Source organism: Promicromonospora sp. MEB111, assembly GCF_030209445.1.
Lineage (GTDB): Bacteria > Actinomycetota > Actinomycetes > Actinomycetales > Cellulomonadaceae > Promicromonospora.
Genome location: NZ_JARVSD010000003.1, coordinates 140,537 through 157,118, shown reverse-complemented (window position 1 = coordinate 157,118; position 16,582 = coordinate 140,537). Strand labels below are relative to the sequence as shown.

General features: G+C 72.8%; 10 protein-coding genes. All 10 read right to left on the bottom strand.

Going from position 1 to position 16,582, the window contains the following annotated elements:
• Positions 1 to 137 precede the first annotated feature (137 nt).
• The 10 genes from QRN56_RS02500 to QRN56_RS02455 all read right to left on the bottom strand — a co-directional run bounded on the left by QRN56_RS02500 (position 138) and on the right by QRN56_RS02455 (position 16,511).
• The gene (locus QRN56_RS02500) at positions 138 to 422 is read right to left on the bottom strand and encodes a WXG100 family type VII secretion target (RefSeq protein ID WP_285100896.1); all 285 of its coding nucleotides are present in this window, start codon (positions 420 to 422) and stop codon (positions 138 to 140) included.
• 112 nt (positions 423 to 534) lie between these two features.
• The gene (locus QRN56_RS02495) at positions 535 to 5,010 is read right to left on the bottom strand and encodes a type VII secretion EssC family protein (protein ID WP_285100895.1); all 4,476 of its coding nucleotides are present in this window, start codon (positions 5,008 to 5,010) and stop codon (positions 535 to 537) included.
• Between the two features lies 1 nt (position 5,011).
• The gene (locus QRN56_RS02490; protein WP_285100894.1) at positions 5,012 to 5,710 is read right to left on the bottom strand and encodes a hypothetical protein; all 699 of its coding nucleotides are present in this window, start codon (positions 5,708 to 5,710) and stop codon (positions 5,012 to 5,014) included.
• Between the two features lie 48 nt (positions 5,711 to 5,758).
• Positions 5,759 to 7,387, bottom strand: a complete 1,629-nt coding sequence (locus QRN56_RS02485; protein ID WP_285100892.1) for a serine/threonine-protein kinase — start codon at positions 7,385 to 7,387, stop codon at positions 5,759 to 5,761.
• Between the two features lie 46 nt (positions 7,388 to 7,433).
• On the bottom strand, positions 7,434 to 9,113 hold the full coding sequence (locus QRN56_RS02480; protein WP_285100891.1) for an FHA domain-containing protein: 1,680 nt from the start codon (positions 9,111 to 9,113) through the stop codon (positions 7,434 to 7,436).
• A 1-nt stretch (position 9,114) separates the two neighbouring features.
• Positions 9,115 to 9,954, bottom strand: a complete 840-nt coding sequence (locus tag QRN56_RS02475; protein ID WP_285100890.1) for a PP2C family protein-serine/threonine phosphatase — start codon at positions 9,952 to 9,954, stop codon at positions 9,115 to 9,117.
• A complete protein-coding gene (locus tag QRN56_RS02470) occupies positions 9,951 to 11,741 on the bottom strand; it encodes an RDD family protein (RefSeq protein ID WP_285100889.1) in 1,791 nt (596 codons plus the stop codon). The genes QRN56_RS02475 and QRN56_RS02470 overlap by 4 nt, the downstream gene beginning before the upstream one ends.
• Positions 11,741 to 14,200 (bottom strand): transglutaminase TgpA family protein, encoded by a 2,460-nt coding sequence (locus QRN56_RS02465; protein WP_285100887.1) that lies wholly within the window; start codon positions 14,198 to 14,200, stop codon positions 11,741 to 11,743. The genes QRN56_RS02470 and QRN56_RS02465 overlap by 1 nt, the downstream gene beginning before the upstream one ends.
• Entirely contained in the window at positions 14,197 to 15,540 is a 1,344-nt protein-coding gene (locus tag QRN56_RS02460) for a DUF58 domain-containing protein (protein ID WP_285100886.1), read from the bottom strand. Before QRN56_RS02460 ends, QRN56_RS02465 begins: the two co-directional genes overlap by 4 nt.
• The gene (locus QRN56_RS02455) at positions 15,537 to 16,511 is read right to left on the bottom strand and encodes an AAA family ATPase (protein WP_285100885.1); all 975 of its coding nucleotides are present in this window, start codon (positions 16,509 to 16,511) and stop codon (positions 15,537 to 15,539) included. Before QRN56_RS02455 ends, QRN56_RS02460 begins: the two co-directional genes overlap by 4 nt.
• Between the last annotated feature and the right edge of the window lie 71 nt (positions 16,512 to 16,582).

Genomic DNA, 16,582 nt, shown 5'->3' with positions numbered 1-16,582 from the left:
CGGCAAAGGGCTTCGCCTGGGTACCGCCGAAGTTCTTAGGTCTTTACGAAGTCAAGGGGTGCGGGCCGTAGTCGGTCCCGCACCCCTCGGTACCGGCCCCGGAGGGGGCCAGGCCTCTGGACGAGGCTCGAGCGCGATCAGTACGCGCTCGAGGTCTCCTCCTGCATCTGGGCGTTGTTGTCGGCCGTCGTGCCGTACTGCTCGAGCGCAGCGGCGATCTCGTTGAGCTTCGCGGCGTGCGTGCCGTCCCACTCCTCCTGGAACTGCACGGCGTCCTGACCGTTCCACTGGGTCTGGCCCATCTGGCTCGTGATCGTCGTCACGACCTGACGGACGCCCTCGGCCTGCGTGCGGAGCGTGTTGGCCAGGCTCCGGACTGCCTCGACGTCAAGACCGAAAACGTTGCCACCCTCTGCGACCATGTCAAGCTCCTTCGTCTGTGGCTGCCCCCTCGGACAACCTCCGTTTCTGCGACGTCACGAACTATTCCATGGCCCGTGACGCGGTGGAATGGGGAGGACTCCCCATGCCCCGTCACCCCGGCAGGGCGACGTGGATCTTGGTGGCGCGGCCCGCCGTGACGAGGAATCCGCGCCCCGGCGGGAAGTCCTTGCGACGGATCCGGCCGAGCGGTGTGTTCATGAGCGTGTCGCCGTCGGTGTCCCCCGGCGTCAGGAGCAGGCCGTTGCGGCCGGACTTGAACGGGCCCGCGAGCGTGAACGCCTTGCTCCAGGTGGACGACTCCGACTCACCGATGACGAGCTGTTCCTTGCGGGTCGCCAGCTTGACGAACGCCTCCAGCGGCTTCTCCGCGGGCGTGCCCGTGAGCTCGGTGTAGTTCTCGATCATCACGGTGAGAGTACCGGGGGCGAGCCGATCGCTCTCGAGGGCCGCGGTGAGGTCCTTGAGCGTCTCGACGATGTCCTCGGGGCTCGACGCCGACATGTCCCAGAGGTCCAGCGCCGACAGGCTCGTCCGCCGGGAGGACAGGTAGACCAGCCGCCCGCTCCCGGCCCGGCGCAGCGCCGTCGCCAGCGTGACGAACGCCGTCGTCCGGCCGGAGCCGGGCGGGCCCGCCAGCATGAGCGGGCCACGCATGGGCAGGCCGATGGGCGCGATGTCGAGGTCCCGCAGACCGATCGTCGCCAGGTCCGCGGCGCGCTGCGGCAGCTGCTCCAGCGTGAACGTGTCGGGCAGCCGGTCGACGCCGGGTGCCTGGGGCACCCCGCCGACCGAGCGCATGGTCTGCTCCAGGCGGGCCAGCTCGCGCGACTGCACGGCACCGTTGGAGTCGCCGCCGAGCACGGCGATCTGCGCCTCCTGGCCGTACATGATGGCCCGGCCGGGCGCGGAGGCGGGCGTGAGCACGTCCTTGGGGACGTTCAGCATCACGTAGTCGTCCTCCTTGGCCATCCGGTGCACGATCCGCTTCTGCACCGTGGAGGCGAGCGACGGCGGCACGGAGACGGCGCGGTCGCCGCTCATGACGAGGTGGATGCCGACGGGCCGGCCGTCGGTCGCGAGCTGCGTGAAGGTGCCGAAGATCGAGAAGCCGCGCGCCGTGATGTTCTCGTAGGCGTCGCGGAACGCGCCGATGCCGTCGACGAGCACGATGATGCGCGGCTCGTCGGGCTTGTTCGCCAGACGCCGGTACTCCTCGATCGTCGAGGCGCGCACGGCGGCGTAGCGGTCGGCCCGCTGGTCCAGCGTGTCGCGCAGGCGGCGCAGGAGGCGACCCACCCGCTCCTCGTCGTCGCCGGCGATGATCGCGCCCACGTGCGGCAGGTTCTCGAGCATCTGCAGACCGCCGGAGCCGCAGTCGATGCCGTAGACCTGCACGGGACCGCCACGGTGCGTCAGACCGGCGGAGACCGCGATGGTACGCATCGTGGTGCTCTTGCCGGTGCCACCGGTGCCGTAGATGGCGAGGTTGCCGTCGCTGTCGGGCTCGTAGTGCACGGTCGGCTGGGCCTGGGCCGGCGGGTTGTCCAGCACGCCGAGCACGAGCTGGGAGTCGGTGCGCCGGTTGGGCAGCAGGGCCAGGTCGTACGTGGGCGCCAGCTCGGGCAGCCAGGGCTTGCGCGGCGCGGGGACGCCCGCCTCGTTCGCCGCACGGCGGATCGTGCTGACCACGCGGGCGATGTCGTTGGGGCCCGGGTCCCTGTCCTCGATCACCTCGGGTGCCGGCAGCTCCCAGCGCCGGCCCGTGCCGAAGTCCATCTCCTCGATGTCGAGCGACGACCGCTCGGGCTCGTCCGTGGTCCAGCCGCCGGCGTAGCCGGTCTGGAACGTGGTGAGCCGGCCGGGGCCGGTCTTCGCGGCGCCTCGGCCCGGGATGGACGGCGAGAAGTGTGCCGCCATCTCGTCCCCGAGCACGTCCTTGGAGTCGTGCTCGTCGGCCATGCGCAGGGCGATGCGCAGGTTGGTGTTGGCGCGCAGGTTGTCCTTGATGACACCCGCGGGGCGCTGCGTCGCGAGGATCAGGTGCAGGCCGAGCGAGCGGCCACGCTGGGCGACGTCGACCACGCCGTCCACGAACTCGGGCACCTCGCCGACCAGGGCCGCGAACTCGTCGACCACGATGATCAGGCTCGGCGGCGCCTCGGGGTCACCCGTGCGCTCCAGGGACGCGAGGTCCTTGGCCTTCTTCCGGTTCAGCAGGTGCTCGCGGTAGTGCAGCTCGGCGCGGAGCGAGGACAGCGCGCGCCGCACGAGGTGCGGCGACAGGTCCGTCACCAGGCCGACCGTGTGCGGCAGGTTGACGCAGTCGGCGAACGCCGCGCCACCCTTGTAGTCCACGAACAGGAAGGTCACGCGGTCGGGACTGTGCGCGGCCGCCATGCCGAGCACCCAGGACTGCAGGAACTCCGACTTGCCGGCACCGGTGGTGCCGCCCACGAGGGCGTGCGGACCCTGCGTCCGCAGGTCCAGGTGGAACGGCTCCACGCCGTCGTGCCCGACCAGCGCCCGAAGGTTGGTGGGCGTCTTGCGCCGCACGGGCGGCGACCCGTCGCGCGGGGTGAGGGAGAGGTTCTCCTTCCACCGCTCGACCACGCCGTTCGAGTCCTGGCCGAGCTCGGTGCCCGCCAGCGACAGGTAGGAGACCGCGCGGGGCAGGTCCGACTCGTCGTCGGTCGGCGCGCCGATGTCGATCACCGGCGACAGGATCCGGGCCACCTCGCGGGCCGTCGGCAGGTCGGCGACGTCGCAGCGCACCGGGTAGGCGAGCTGCCCGTAGTGCACCTCGCCCGTCATGGCGCCGTTGTCGCTGGCGTTCGGGTCCAGCAGCACGAAGGTGCGGCAGGCCGCCGGGAGCTGCTCGACGGTGGGCGCGATCCAGACCACGTGGACGCCGGCGGCGGCACCGTGCTCGACCAGTCGGACCAGCCGGGCCCGCTCGACCGGGGCGTCGTCCTCGATGAGCACGACGACGGACGGCAGCACGGGCTTCGGCGGCGCGTCCTTTCGATCCTTCTCGGCGTCCATCTCGCCCACCAGGGGTGCGGGACCGTCGAGGCTGACCCCCCGTGCCTCCACGAGCTCCTCGAGGCGCGTCAGCAGCGAGGCGCCCGACGCCGGGTCGTCGGCCAGGTGGTCCGACGCGCCGAGCGGGCTGTGCGGCGAGCCGGTGTGGGGCAGCCACTCGAGCCACTCCCAGTCCGCCCGCGAGCGGGCCGAGGTGAGGGCGGTGACGACGAGCTCCGCGGGCGAGTGCAGCGTGACGAGCTGCAGCAGCACGGACCGGCCCACCGGTTCGACCACGCCGCTGGGCCCGGCGATGCCGACGTTGCCGCCGTACCGGAACCCGGCGCCCATCGGGACGTCGTGGATGGTGAGGCACTGCTGCTGCAGGTCCAGCACCCGCTGCCAGTGCTCGGGGATCGCGTCGTTCTCGCGCGGCTCGTCGAACAGGGTGCGGGCGGGGCCCGAGCCGAGCCCGAACCGCACGGTGAGGAACCCGCGGTGCTCGGGGCGGTGGGTCCACATCAGCCCGCCGAGGCGGCGGACCGCGTCGAGGGACTCGGCGAGCGACGGCAGCTCCGCGAGCCGGACGGCCCGTTCGACGGCGTGCGTGCGGTCGATCCGCTCCGACGTGGCGACGACGGCCTGCTCGAACTGCTCCGAGGCCTCCTTGAACTGCTTCTTGCCGTAGACCTTCCGGTCCAGCCACATCCCGACCATCATCACCGGGCTCATGAACATGAACAGCAGCGAGATCGGGTTGCGGGTGAAGGAGTACATGACCGCGCCCATCACCATCGGCGCGAACATCATCATCCAGGGCAGCCGCTGTGGCTGCGGGGGCTTCGGCGGCTTGGGCGCCTTGATCTTGATCTCGCCGAACCGCGTCACCACGCGCGGGGAGCGGTTGAACTCCACGACCGGGCTGGTCGGCGCGATGCTCGTCGAGCGGTGCAGCGCCACCACGGAGAGCGTGGTCTCGCCGAGGGTCACGGTGTCCGACGACGTCAGCACGGCGCGCGTCATCCGCTTGCCGCCCATCACCAGGCCGTTGGCGGAGGCGAGGTCGTGCACCTCGATCGACTCGCCCACCACCACGCGGGCGTGGCGCTTGGAGACCTGCCCGTCCTGGAGGCGGATGTCCATGCCCCGGTCGCGGCCGATGTAGGAGGTACCGACCGGCAGCGGGAAGTCGCGCCCGGCGTCGGGCCCGTCCAGGACGCGGAGCTGCGCGACCGCGGTGCCGCGGTCCTGCCCCGGGTTCACGAACTGCTCGGAGACGCGCACGATCGACACCACGGACCCGGAGCGCAGGCCCGCCTGGACCAGGTCGTTGGTGGGGGTCAGCACCCGGCCGCTCGTGAAGCTCGTCGAGCCGTCGCCCAGCACCTGCAGCGTGAGGTTCTCGGGTGCGGGGGCGCCGTTGCGGGTGGGGTCGCCCGAGAAGAGGGCCTCGGCCACGTCGCGTACCGTCGCGGTGGCGTCGGCGGTGACCGCGACGTTCACGCCGGACTCGTCGGGTCGGTTGAGGGTCAGCTTGATGCGCACGTCAGGCGTCGTCCTTCAGGTCGAGAAGTGGAAGGTCCGCGGGGGTCACCAGCCGGGAGGCGACGGCGTACTCGACGAGTCGCGCGCGCCGGTTGGTGGCGAGCAGCCCGGGGCCGCCGCGGAGCCCTTTGACGCCGATCCGGTCCAGCTTCTCGCAGACGTTGTCGAGCTTGCGGTTGAACCGGGTGGTGGCCCAGCCCAGGCGGCGTGCCGCGTCCGCACTGGACGGGATCTCGCTGAGGCCGGTGCCCTCGCGCCGCAGCATGGGCTCGGCGAGCACCACGATGAGCTGCTTCTGGCTGGTGGTGAAGCTGATGGCGCCGATGGTGGTGGCGCCGGTGTCGGGGTCCTCGGAACGGACCTCGTGGTACGGGGCGTCCGTGAGCTGGGCCGTGAGCTCGTAGGTGGTGGGGCCGGCCGTGAAGACGATCGAGGTGGTGGGGAAGACGATGGGCAGGCGATGGCCGGGCGGGAGCCAGGACTGCACGCCGCCGCCCGCGTCGCACACCGTCGCCGAGATCAGGGAGCCCACGTTCGAGAGCCACCAGATCCCGTCCTCCTGCGTCAGGCGCAGGAAGCGGCGGTGCAGGTAGGGGTTGTCGTCGATGGCGAGGTCACCCTCGCGGCCCACGTCGAACCCGTCCTCTGCCTGCGCAGGATCGAACCACTCGCCACAGAACTCGAGCGCGAGATCGCCCACGTCGTCCCCTCTTCTCCCCCTGTCAGCCGGCCGATCGGCCGGAGTCGGTCAGCTCGCGTCGACGCACGCCTGCTCCGGCTGCGCCGATGCCTTGCCGGAGCGCACCACGACGACCTCGAGGCACGTCTTCTCGCCGTCGAGCCGCTTCACCGTGACGGTGGTGCCCACGGAGGGCTCGTAGCGGCTCTCCTCGGTGACCGACAGCACACGGTACCCGTACTCGTCACCCTCTTCCTTGGTTTTCGGCGGCTTCCAGGTGAAGACGACCTCGTCGCCCTGGGCCTTGCCCTCCAGGTCGATCACCGGTGGCACGTAGCCCGTGCCGGGCGCCGGCGGCGGGTCCCCCGCGACCGTCTGGGTCTGCCCCGGGTCCTCGGGATCCTCCCCGCCGTTGCGCAGGGCGAACCAGCCCACGACCAGCACCACCACGAGCACCACGGCACCGGCGACGAGTGCCACCGTGCCCCACGGCGACGACTTCTCCGGCGCGACCTCCTGCGGCAGGTCCGCGGGCGCCTCCGGCGCGCGCGTGCGGTGCACCGTCTCCTCGACGGGCGGGGCGTCCCACCCGAACGAGGCCACCGGCACGTCGACGGCGGGCACGGTCGTGCGCGCCCCTGTGGCGGTACCCGCCTGGGGCGCCCAGCCGGACGTGCCCTGCGTGGCCGGCGCGAAGCCGCCCGACGACGTCCCCGCGCTGCCGCCGGACGCCGGCCCGGGAGCGGGCCGCTGGCCCGGGTCGATCGCCGTGACGTTCTTCAGCCGCGTACCGTCGTCGTCCTCTTCCTCCTCCGCGACCGCACCGGTCTCGTCGAGGAGGTCGATCGGCGTCATGTCGCGCGCCAGGCCCACCTGGACCTGCTGCAGCGCGCGGGCGAACGCCAGCACCGACGGGTACCGCGACGAGGGGTGCTTGGCCATCGCGATCCGGAGCACCTGCTCCAGCGACGGCGGCACGTCGTTGCGCCCGATCGGCGGCAGCGGCGCCTGCTCGATGCGCGCCACCAGGTCGGCCGACGTGTTCGAGCCGCCCGGAACCTCGAACGGGGTGCGGCCGGCCAGCAGCGTGTAGCAGGTGGCGGCCAGCGCCCAGACGTCCGTCGTCTTGCCCGCGACCGGCGGGTCGCCGAACGACTCCGGCGGGGACCACGGGATGGACATGCCCTCCGCGGCCGACGCCTGGTCGACCGTCGACGAGATGCCGAAGTCGGTCAGCGCGGGGTGCCCGAACTGCGTCACGAGGATGTTGGCGGGCTTCAGGTCGCGGTGCAGGATGCCGAGCCGGTGGGCGGTCTCCACCGCGCCGGCGATCTGGATCGTCGTGCGCAGCGCCTCGGCCAGCGAGAAGCGCTCCGACCGGTACCGCGCGCCCAGGTTCGGGCGCGAGCAGTACTCCATGGCCAGGTACGGGCGGCCGTCGTCGGCGACGCTCGCCTCGTACATGGTCACGATCGAGGGGTGGTTGCCCAGGATCGCCATGAGGTCGGCCTCGGAGTCGAACGCCACGCGCTGGGCATCGCTCGCGTGCTCCTTGAGGAGCACCTTGACGGCGACCAGTCGCTTGGGGCGCTGCTGCTCGTACAGGAACACGTCGGAGAAGCCGCCCGAACCGATCAGCTTCTTGTACTCGAACCCTGCGATCTGGGGCGGCGCCGAGGGCGCGCGCTTGCTGCTCACAACTCTCCTTCGTCGATGGTGGGGCCGTACTCGTGCGTCGAGGCCCTCACCAGATGCCCTCGAAGGTCAGGGTCGCGCCGTCGCCCAGGTCCACGACGTCGCCCTCGACCACGATCACCTTCTCGTTCGGGTGCAGGCGCCGGGGCTGCTGCCCCGGGCGCAGGAGGGTGGTCCCGTTGGTGGTCGCGAGGTCGGCGACCAGGACGTGCCACTCCTCCAGGGTGATCTCGACGTGCGACCGCGAGATGTCCTGGTCGGGGCTCGCCACCGTGACCAGGCGCGGCGTCCTGTCCGCCGAGGCGTTGTTGGTGCGGGGCCGCCGGCCGACGATCACGGGGCGGTCCAGCTCCACCACCTGCGGTCCCCCGATGCCGGGCTGCACGCCACCCGTCACGAGCATCTGCCCGAGCGACGGGCGCGACACCAGCTCCGCGTCCCCCGACAGCTCCGCCCCGCACGTGCGGCAGCGGTCGTTCGTCGGCGGGTTGGGGTGCCCGTCCGGGCAGGGCAGACCGAGGATCTGGATGGCGCCTGGGAGGATGCCCACCGAGAACTTGGGCACGACGGCGCCCGCGGCCTTGCGCAGCGCCGCGATGTCGGACGACATCATGGTCTGGCCGTCGTGGTCGTCCTGCTCCACGGGCGCGGCGTCGGCCGGGGACTGCCCCACCGAGGCCGCGCGATCGGCAGCGCCCGGCGTCACGCCCGGCGGCGGTTCCGGAGCCCCGGACAGACCCGACCAGCCGCCCGGCACGCCGGAGATCAGGGCGTCGCCGCTCTGCTCCGGGGCCCGAGGCAGGTCCGGCACCGGCGGGGGCGACGGCACGGGTGGCGGGGCGGGCACGGGCTCCGCGGCCTGCTCCTCCTCGGCCTCGTCGTCGTCCTCGCCCTGGCGCACCGCGGCGTCCTCGACCCGGCGCATCACGGTGTCGCCGAAGAGGTGGCCGTAGTCGTCGTCGGAGCCGAACTGGGTGGCCTCGTCCACCTCCGTGCGCGGCTCGGGAGCCGACACCGTGCCGAGGCCGAGCACCGGCGTCGGGCCGGAGACCGGGGCGGGCTCCTCGCCGGGGGCCGGCTTCTCGTCGGGAACGGGCTTCGCGTCGGGCTCCGCGCCCAGCACCGGCACGTCGAGCGCGCCGGGCACGATCGTCTCGCCGGACGGCTGCCCGCCGAACCCGAAGATCGGCACGCCCCGAACGGGTGCGGGACCTGGGGCCGCCTTCACCGCCGGGACCTCGACCGGGGCCGCCGGGAGGCTCACCGGCTCCGCGACCTCCACCAGGGTGCGCCGCAGGGCGCTCGCCCGCACCACCGCGGACTGCACCGGGAACTCCTCGTCCGCGGGCGCCTCGTCGGTGGTGATCGCGAACGACGTGGGGCCGTCCACCACGCGCTCCGACCAGGTGACGACGCCGGCCCCGGTCACCTCGACCGGACCGCCGGCCCCCTGCGCGCTCACCACGACCTTGACGCCGGTGCCGCGCACGGCGACGTGCGCGGCCGTGGCCGGCTCTCCCCCGGAGAGCGAGACGACGGCGAACGGCGGCGTCTCCGCGAGGCCGCCGGCGGCCAGGACGCCGAGCGTCGCCGCGACCCCGCCGTCGGGCGCGTCGAGCGCGGTCCAGAGCGCGTCGACGACGCCGGCGGGAGCCGGGCCGGGCAGCACGACGACCGTGCCGTTCCGGACCACCGCCCGTGCGGATCCCTCGCTGTAGTGCACCGTCATCTCAGACCCCCTGGCTTCTTGCTGCGTGCTCTTCTCGCGGCAGGGTGTCCTCGTCAGGCTCCGCCCCCGCCCGTGGTGCTGTCGACGACCCTATGGTCTCGTCGTCCAGGCCGGTCACGTCGACCACGACCACGGTGATGTTGTCCCGGCCACCGGCCTGGATCGCCGCGTTGACCAGGTGCCCGGCGGCGCGCTCCGGGTCGGGCTGCTCCAGCAGGATCGCCGCGATCTGCTCGTCGGTCAGCTCCCCCGTGAGGCCGTCCGAGCAGATCAGCACGCGGTCGTGCAGGGTCACCGGGATGTACCGGAAGTCGGCCCGGACGTCCTCCTGGGCGCCGAGGGCGCGGGTGATGACGTTCCGCCGGGGGTGCCTGCGGGCCTCGTCCACGGTGATGGTGCCCGCGTCCACGAGCTCCTGCACCTCGGAGTGGTCCACGCTCACCTGCGACAGCACGCCGCCCGACAGCATGTAGGTGCGCGAGTCCCCGACGTTCACGAACAGCCAGTACGGCACGTCCTCGCGCTCGTCGACCAGCACGCCCGTGAGCGTGGTGCCGGGCGCGTTGCCCGAGTCCGTCTCGATGGCCCGGACCCGCTGCTGCGCCACCTCGAGGAACGCCTCGACCAGGGCCGGCTCCACCTGCTCGATGTCGGCCAGGCCGCTGAGCGCGGCCAGCGCCTCGGAGCTCGCCACCTCGCCCGCCTCGTGCCCGCCCATGCCGTCGGCCACGAAGAACACCCGGCCGGTGGCCAGGTACCCGTCCTCGTTGAGCGACCGACGACGACCCTGGTGCGATGCCGCACCCCAGGTCGTCGTCAGCCCCTGCTCCTGTTCGGTCATGCCCGGGACTCGTCGGCGTGCACGACCAGACGACGGTCCCCGACGTGGATGGTCGAGCCCACCGGCACGCGGACCCGCGCACCCGGCTCCGCGACCTGCGGCGAACGGCCCGGCGCCGAGACCACGGTGCCGTTGGTGGACCCACGGTCGGTCAGCCACAGCCCGGCGGAGTCGACGCCGAGCTCGGCGTGGTTCTTGGACACCGACCGGGTCGGGTCGTCCACGCGCACGAGGATGTACCCCGCGCCGCCGCTCGCCTGCGGGTTCCGGCCCACCAGGGCGGGCCCGTCGATGACCCGGCGCTCACCGGACTCGAGCTCGAGGGCCACGGTCACGACCGCGGCAGGCTCCAGGACCGGCGCCTGCATCCGCGTGGAGTCCGAGAACCCCTCGGACTGCGGCGGCAGGGTGGGCTGCGCCACCGGAGCGGGCTGGGCCGGGGCCGCGCCGCCCTGCGGGAGGGTCACCCCGCGGGTGGGGCGGGACTCCGGGTGCTGCTGGGGCGGCAGGGTGGCCGGGGCCTGCTGCGCCGGGGGCGCCGCCTGCTCCTGCTGCGCCGGCCAGGTCCGCGCCGGCCAGGCCGACTCGGGCTGCCCCGGTGCGGGTTGCTGGGGCGCGGGCTGCTGCGGTGCCGGCTGCTGGTACTGCTGGACCGGCTGCTGCGGTGCGGGCTGCTGGTACTGCTGGACCGGCTGCTGCGGTGCGGGCTGCTGGTACTGCTGCGCCGGCTGCTGCTGGACCGGCTGCTGCTGGGCGGGCGGCGCGCCTGCCCCGCTGCCGGGGATGCCCGTGATGAGGCCGTCGCCGGTCGGAGCCGGTGCGTCCTGGGCGGGTGCCTGCGGGAACGCCCACGGGTCCGGGGCCGCCACGGACGGCTGGGCCGGAGCCTGCGGGGCCGCGGGAGACAGCGGGGGCATCTGCGCGGAGGCGTACTGACCCGGTGCCGGAGCCGGCGGCGCCGCCGTCCGCACCGCGGGCCGGCCCGGGGCGCGGGGCCCCGGACCCACCGGGGCGAGCCCGGTGGACAGTGCGATCTGCGGGGCACGGACGTCGACCACGACCGACCGCGCGGCCTTGTCCTGCCACCCCTGGACCTTGCCGCCCTTGTCCCACAGGGGGCTGAGCAGCACCACGATCTGACCCACTCCGGCCACCAGGGAACCCGCCGCGAGCACGAGCACGCGCAGCAGCTCGCGGACGAACCCGATCGGGGTGCGGTCCTCGGCGGAGAGCGTGCGCAGGCCCATCGCCGAGTTGCCGATGGTGCGACCGGTCCGGGACTCCCAGATCCACATGGAGAGCTGGAAGCAGAAACCGACCAGGCCCGCGATGAGGTAGACCCGCACCGCCTGGGCGGCGATCTCGGCCGCCTGCTCCTGCGTCACCACCGTGAGCGCCGGGGGGATGTCGATGAACGAGAGGCCGACGGCCGCCACGATGCCGATCAGCACACCGGCGATCACACCGTCGACGAGCCAGGCCACGACGCGCTTGCCGACACCCGCGTAGGGCGCGACCAGCGGCGGCGGCACGGTGCCGGCCTTGGGGATCTGCGTCGCCGTGTACACCTCGACCTCGGTGGTGATCGGCGGGCGGCTCTCCACCAGCGGCACCGAACCCGAGCCGTGGCGCGCGGCGGCGGCCGCCTGCTGCACCTGCCCCTGCGGAACCTGGGCCTGCTCCACGACGGGCCGACCCGTCCGTGGGAACTCCCGTCCGCACGCGGCGCAGAAGGGCGCGCCCGCCCGCTGGGTCGACCCGCAACCAGCGCAGACCACGTCCGTCATCAGTTCTCCTTCGTCCGCCGGGACCCGAGTCCCCCGAGGGCCGCGAGGATTCCGCGACCGCCGCCCGCACGCGCCCAGACGGAGCGCAGCGACAACGCCGCGCCGACGCGCCGTCGCGTGCTCAGGTTGGAGCGTAGCCCGCCCACCAGCTCGTCCACCTCGGCCCAGAAGGACTCGACGTCCGCCTGCGTGGGCTCGCCGCGGCCGAAGACCGACGCGTCCGCGCGGTGCGCGAGCGTGAGCGTCGACGGGACCTGGTGCGCACCGGCGATCACGCCGGCACTCTCCCGCCGGGTCGCGCCGCGCGGCACGCTCGTCCCGAGGTCGGTCACGACGTCGACGACCTCGTGCCAGCCGCCGCTGATGCGGTCGGCGGGCAGGTCGGCAGTGCGCCGGGCCGCCCGTCGGCGAGCCTTGTAGGCGAGGATCGCGATGATCGGTCCGGCGATCACCAGGAGCGGGATGCCGACCGCGAGCAGGATGAGTCCGAGCAGGCCCCAGTCGAACGGGTCGTTCTCGGTGTCGTCCTTCTCGTCGTCCTCGACGCTGCCGGCCTTCGCCTTGTCCGGCTCGTCCGGCGGCTCCGGGTCCTGCAGCACCGGGGGCTTCGGCACCTGCTCGCTCTTGGGCTCGGGCTGGATCTGCGGGTTCTCGTCCGGGACCGTGTCGATCGGCACCCAGCCGTACTCCTTGAAGGGCACCTCGACCCAGGCGTGGACGTCGCTGCCGACCACGGTCCAGGGCTTGCCCTCCTCGAAGTCGCTGTCCTTGTCGGGGTAGAAGCCCATGACCACACGGGCCGGGATGCCCGCCTGGCGCGCCATGAGGGCGAGCGCGACGGCGAACTGCTCGTCGTCACCCACCATCTCCTCCTGCTCGATCAGCGTGTCGACGCGGTCGGCGGAGTGACCCGGACGCGACGGCGGCTGTCCGTCGAGCCCGCTGGACAGGAAGCCGGAGCTCTGGAGCGCGTCGCGGAGCAGGAAGAGCTTCTCCACCGGGTCGGTCTTGTCGCCCGTGAACTGCGCCGTCTTGCCGGGCAGGCCCGCGGGCAGCGCGCTCGCCTCGGTCTCCGGCAGCTCCACGTCGCGGATCGTGCCCTTCTTCAGGGCGTTCTCGTCCGGCGTCGCAGGCAGCAGCATGTTCAGCCGGTACGTGTCCCCGGACCTGATGCCCGCGGTGGTGAGCGCGGTGCTGGTCTTCGAGTTGTAGTACGTGCCGTCCGTCTGGGCCTCGGCGTTCGCGCCGAGCCACTCCACGCCGGTGAGGTTGCCGATCTCGGGGACCCAGACGCCGCTGTACCCCAGGACCGTGACGTCGATCGGCGTCGGCGTGTCGTGGGAGCTCGTCGCGATCTCCTCGCCGACCCGCGTGTAGACACCGGCGTCGCCGCCGTCGCCGGACGCGTCGAAGACCACGCCGTCGTACCGGTCGAGGGTCGCGAGGCGGACGCGGCCGCCCTCGGGCAGCTCGCTGACGGTGAACAGCTCGTCCTCGCGGGCGTCCTTGGCGTAGTGCCGGAACGCCACGAGCGGGCTGGTGAACTGGTGGATGTCCAGCGGCGGGACCACCGTCTCGCGGAGCACCGTACGCGGCTGGCCCGGCATGAGGATGGGCGCGGTGAAGCCCGCGACCAGCGCCGCGGCGCCCAGGATGGTGGCGCCCGTGCGCACCCGGTGCCAGCGCAGCCGGCGCGTGGCCTCGCGGCTGGCCTCCGTGGTGATCGAGTGCGTGCCGACCCGCGCCTCCATCACGCGCACCGCGCCCCAGAGCAGGGCCGTGATGGCGATGACGAGGCCCTGCACGATCGGCAGGGCGGCGTCGAGCGTGCCCAGCAGGATCACGCCGACCAGGCCGACGATGACCGGCACGACGGCCCAGACCGCGTGCTTGGCGCGCCACGAGATGGTGCCCGCGACGAGCGCGACGATCATCATGAGCAGGAACGGGACCACCCCGAGGTCCGGGAACGACTGCATGGGGGGCACCGTGGTGATGAACTGCTTCCAGCCCTGCACGGAGCCGAGCAGCAGCTCGCGCAGCGTGTCCAGGGTCGGCACCACACCGGCGATCGTCGTGTGCGGCAGGGCCAGCGCGCCGCCGAACAGCACGTAGGCCAGCACCGCCAGCGCCGTCACCACGACGGCGGGGAACCGCCGCCAGGCGCCCACCCAGGCCACGGCCAGGCCCACGAGGGCACCGCCGACCGTGGGCAGCAGGTAGCCGAGCGAGCCCCAGACCGGGCCGAAGCCCACGGCGACGGCGCCGAGCATCACGGCCAGCGCCGCGAGGTCGACCAGGGCGAACCTGGTCAGCGCGCGCGGCTGCTCCGCCTCCTTGCGCCGGGTGGTGCCCCGGCCCGTGCCGGTCCGGTACCCGGGTCCGGTGCCGGAGGGCGGCTGGCTGCCCTGGGCGCGGGCGCCCGCCGGGAGGTTGCCGCGGGTGTTCTCGTCGCTCATCCGTCGCTCATCTTCTTCAGCGCAAGGGGCAGGTCACCGAGGCGGCCCAGGGTGAGCACGCCCAGCTCCGCGATGGAGTGCCGGCCGAGGGAGGCCCCCGGTACGCACTGGATGGCCATGACCTGCACGCCCACGGGCACGCGGGCCGACGCCGCACGCAGCTCGGTGGGCGTGACCATGCTGCCGACGATGAACGAGATCACCGAGAAGTCGGCGGCGGCCATGCTCGCGGCACGGGCCAGGTCCACCAGCTTGGACTTGCGGGACTCCATCTCGATCCGGGAGAGGTCGTCCATCAGACGGGTGCGGTGGTCACCGTGCAGCGTGGCCTCGTTCACGAGCACCGTCACGCCGCGGTCCTCCTTGATGGCCTGCAGGCCCAACGAGCCGCACACGCTCACGGCGAGCTCGAACTCCTCCTCGTTCGCGTAGTCCTCGGCACGCGTGGACAGCAGCACCGCGAGGTGCGAGCGCCGGGTCTCCTCGAACTGCCGCACCATGATCTGGCCGGTGCGGGCCGTCGACTTCCAGTGGATGTGCCGGCGGTCGTCGCCGGGCACGTAGTCGCGCAGGGCGTGGAAGTTCACGTCCGAGTTGGTGATGTCGTTGGTGATCCGGCCCTCGAGGTCCTTGAGGAAGCCAGTGGAGGAGCCCGTGAGGTTCTTGACGCGCGGGTGCACGAAGACCTCCTGCTCGTTGGTCCACGTCATCTCGCGGCGCAGCAGGCCGAGGGGGTCGGCGCGCACGGACTTGACCGGACCGACCGTGATCACGCTGCGGCGCCGGGTCGGGATCGTGAAGATCTCCTCGTGCGTGCCGCCGCCCTTCAGCCGCGGCACGGGGAACGCCGCCGTGCCGCTGCCGACCGGGAGCTCCATCACCGACGGCAGCAGCGGGCGGCTCGACGAGTTGCGCACGTCGAGGCGCCCGACGGCGCGGTCGCCGACGGTCACACGAGCCTGCGCCAGGTCGAGCACGACGTCGTACTTGAACCGCCCGAGCACGAACACGATGGCGCACAGCAGGGTCACCGTGAGCACGATCGCGGCCACCAGCAGCTCGAGCCAGCCGAGCGTCAGCCCGGCGATCCAGGCACCGGCCGCCACCAGGGTCACCGCGATGCCGAACGTGCTGAACGTCCGGCGGACCGGCGCGAGCGTACGACCGACCGCCCCCGCCCGGGTGCGGGCGGCGGCCGCGAAGGTCACCCAGCCGCGACGGCCGCGCTGCACCTGCGCGCGGCCGGCCGCGACGACGCCGGCGAGGCCCGTCGGCTTGTCCTGGCGCTTGCCGTAGGCAGGTCCGGCCGCGCTGCCCGCCGAGATGCCCGAGGTCGTCATGCCGAGGCCCGCTCCTGCGGCGCTGCGACGTCGGCCATGATCCGGGCCAGCACGACGTCGGAACGGGCGCCCGCGAACTCGGCCTCCGGGTCCAGGACGAAGCGGTGGCCCCAGACCGGCTGCGCCAGCTCCTTGATGTCGTCGGGCAGCACGTAGTTGCGGCCGTGCGCGGCGGCCCACACCTTGGCGCAGCGCACCAGGGCGAGCGCGCCACGGACCGAGACGCCGACGCGCACCTCGTGGGCGTTGCGGGTCTCCTCGGCGAGGCGCGACACGTACTCCAGCACCGCGGTGTCGGTGTGCACCGTCGCGGCGAGGTCGGCCATCTCGGTGACGGCCTTGGTCGTGATGATGGGCTGCAGCACCTGGCTGCGGTCCTTCAGCGCGGCGCCCGAGAGGATCTCCACCGTGGAGGCGTGGTCCGGGTAGCCCACCGACGTCTTCATGAGGAAGCGGTCGAGCTGGGCCTCGGGCAGACGGTAGGTACCGGCCTGCTCGATCGGGTTCTGGGTGGCGAGCACCATGAACGGGCGGCCGGTGGTGTGCGCGACGCCGTCGACGGTGACGCGGCCCTCCTCCATGACCTCCAGCAGCGCGGACTGCGTCTTCGGCGAGGCACGGTTGATCTCGTCCGCCAGGACGATCGACGCGAAGATCGGACCGGGGTGGAAGTCGAACTTCCCGGACTTCTGGTCGTAGATCGTCACACCGGTGACGTCGGACGGGAGCAGGTCCGGCGTGAACTGGATGCGGTTGTGCGAACCCTGGACCGACGCCGCGATGGAGCGGGCGAGCATGGTCTTGCCCGTGCCCGGGGCGTCCTCCAGCAACAGGTGGCCCTCGGCGAGCATGCACGTGAGCGCGAGGCGCACGACCGGCGCCTTGCCCAGGACCGCCTGCCCGACGTTGCCGACGAGCCGGTCGAAGGTCTGGGCGAACCAGGCCGCCTGCTCGGGGGTCATCGTGGTCATCTCGTGTTTCCCTACTGCTCGTTACTGCTCGTCCGTCGGGTGAAAGTTGTGTCGATCATGGCGTGCCCGGC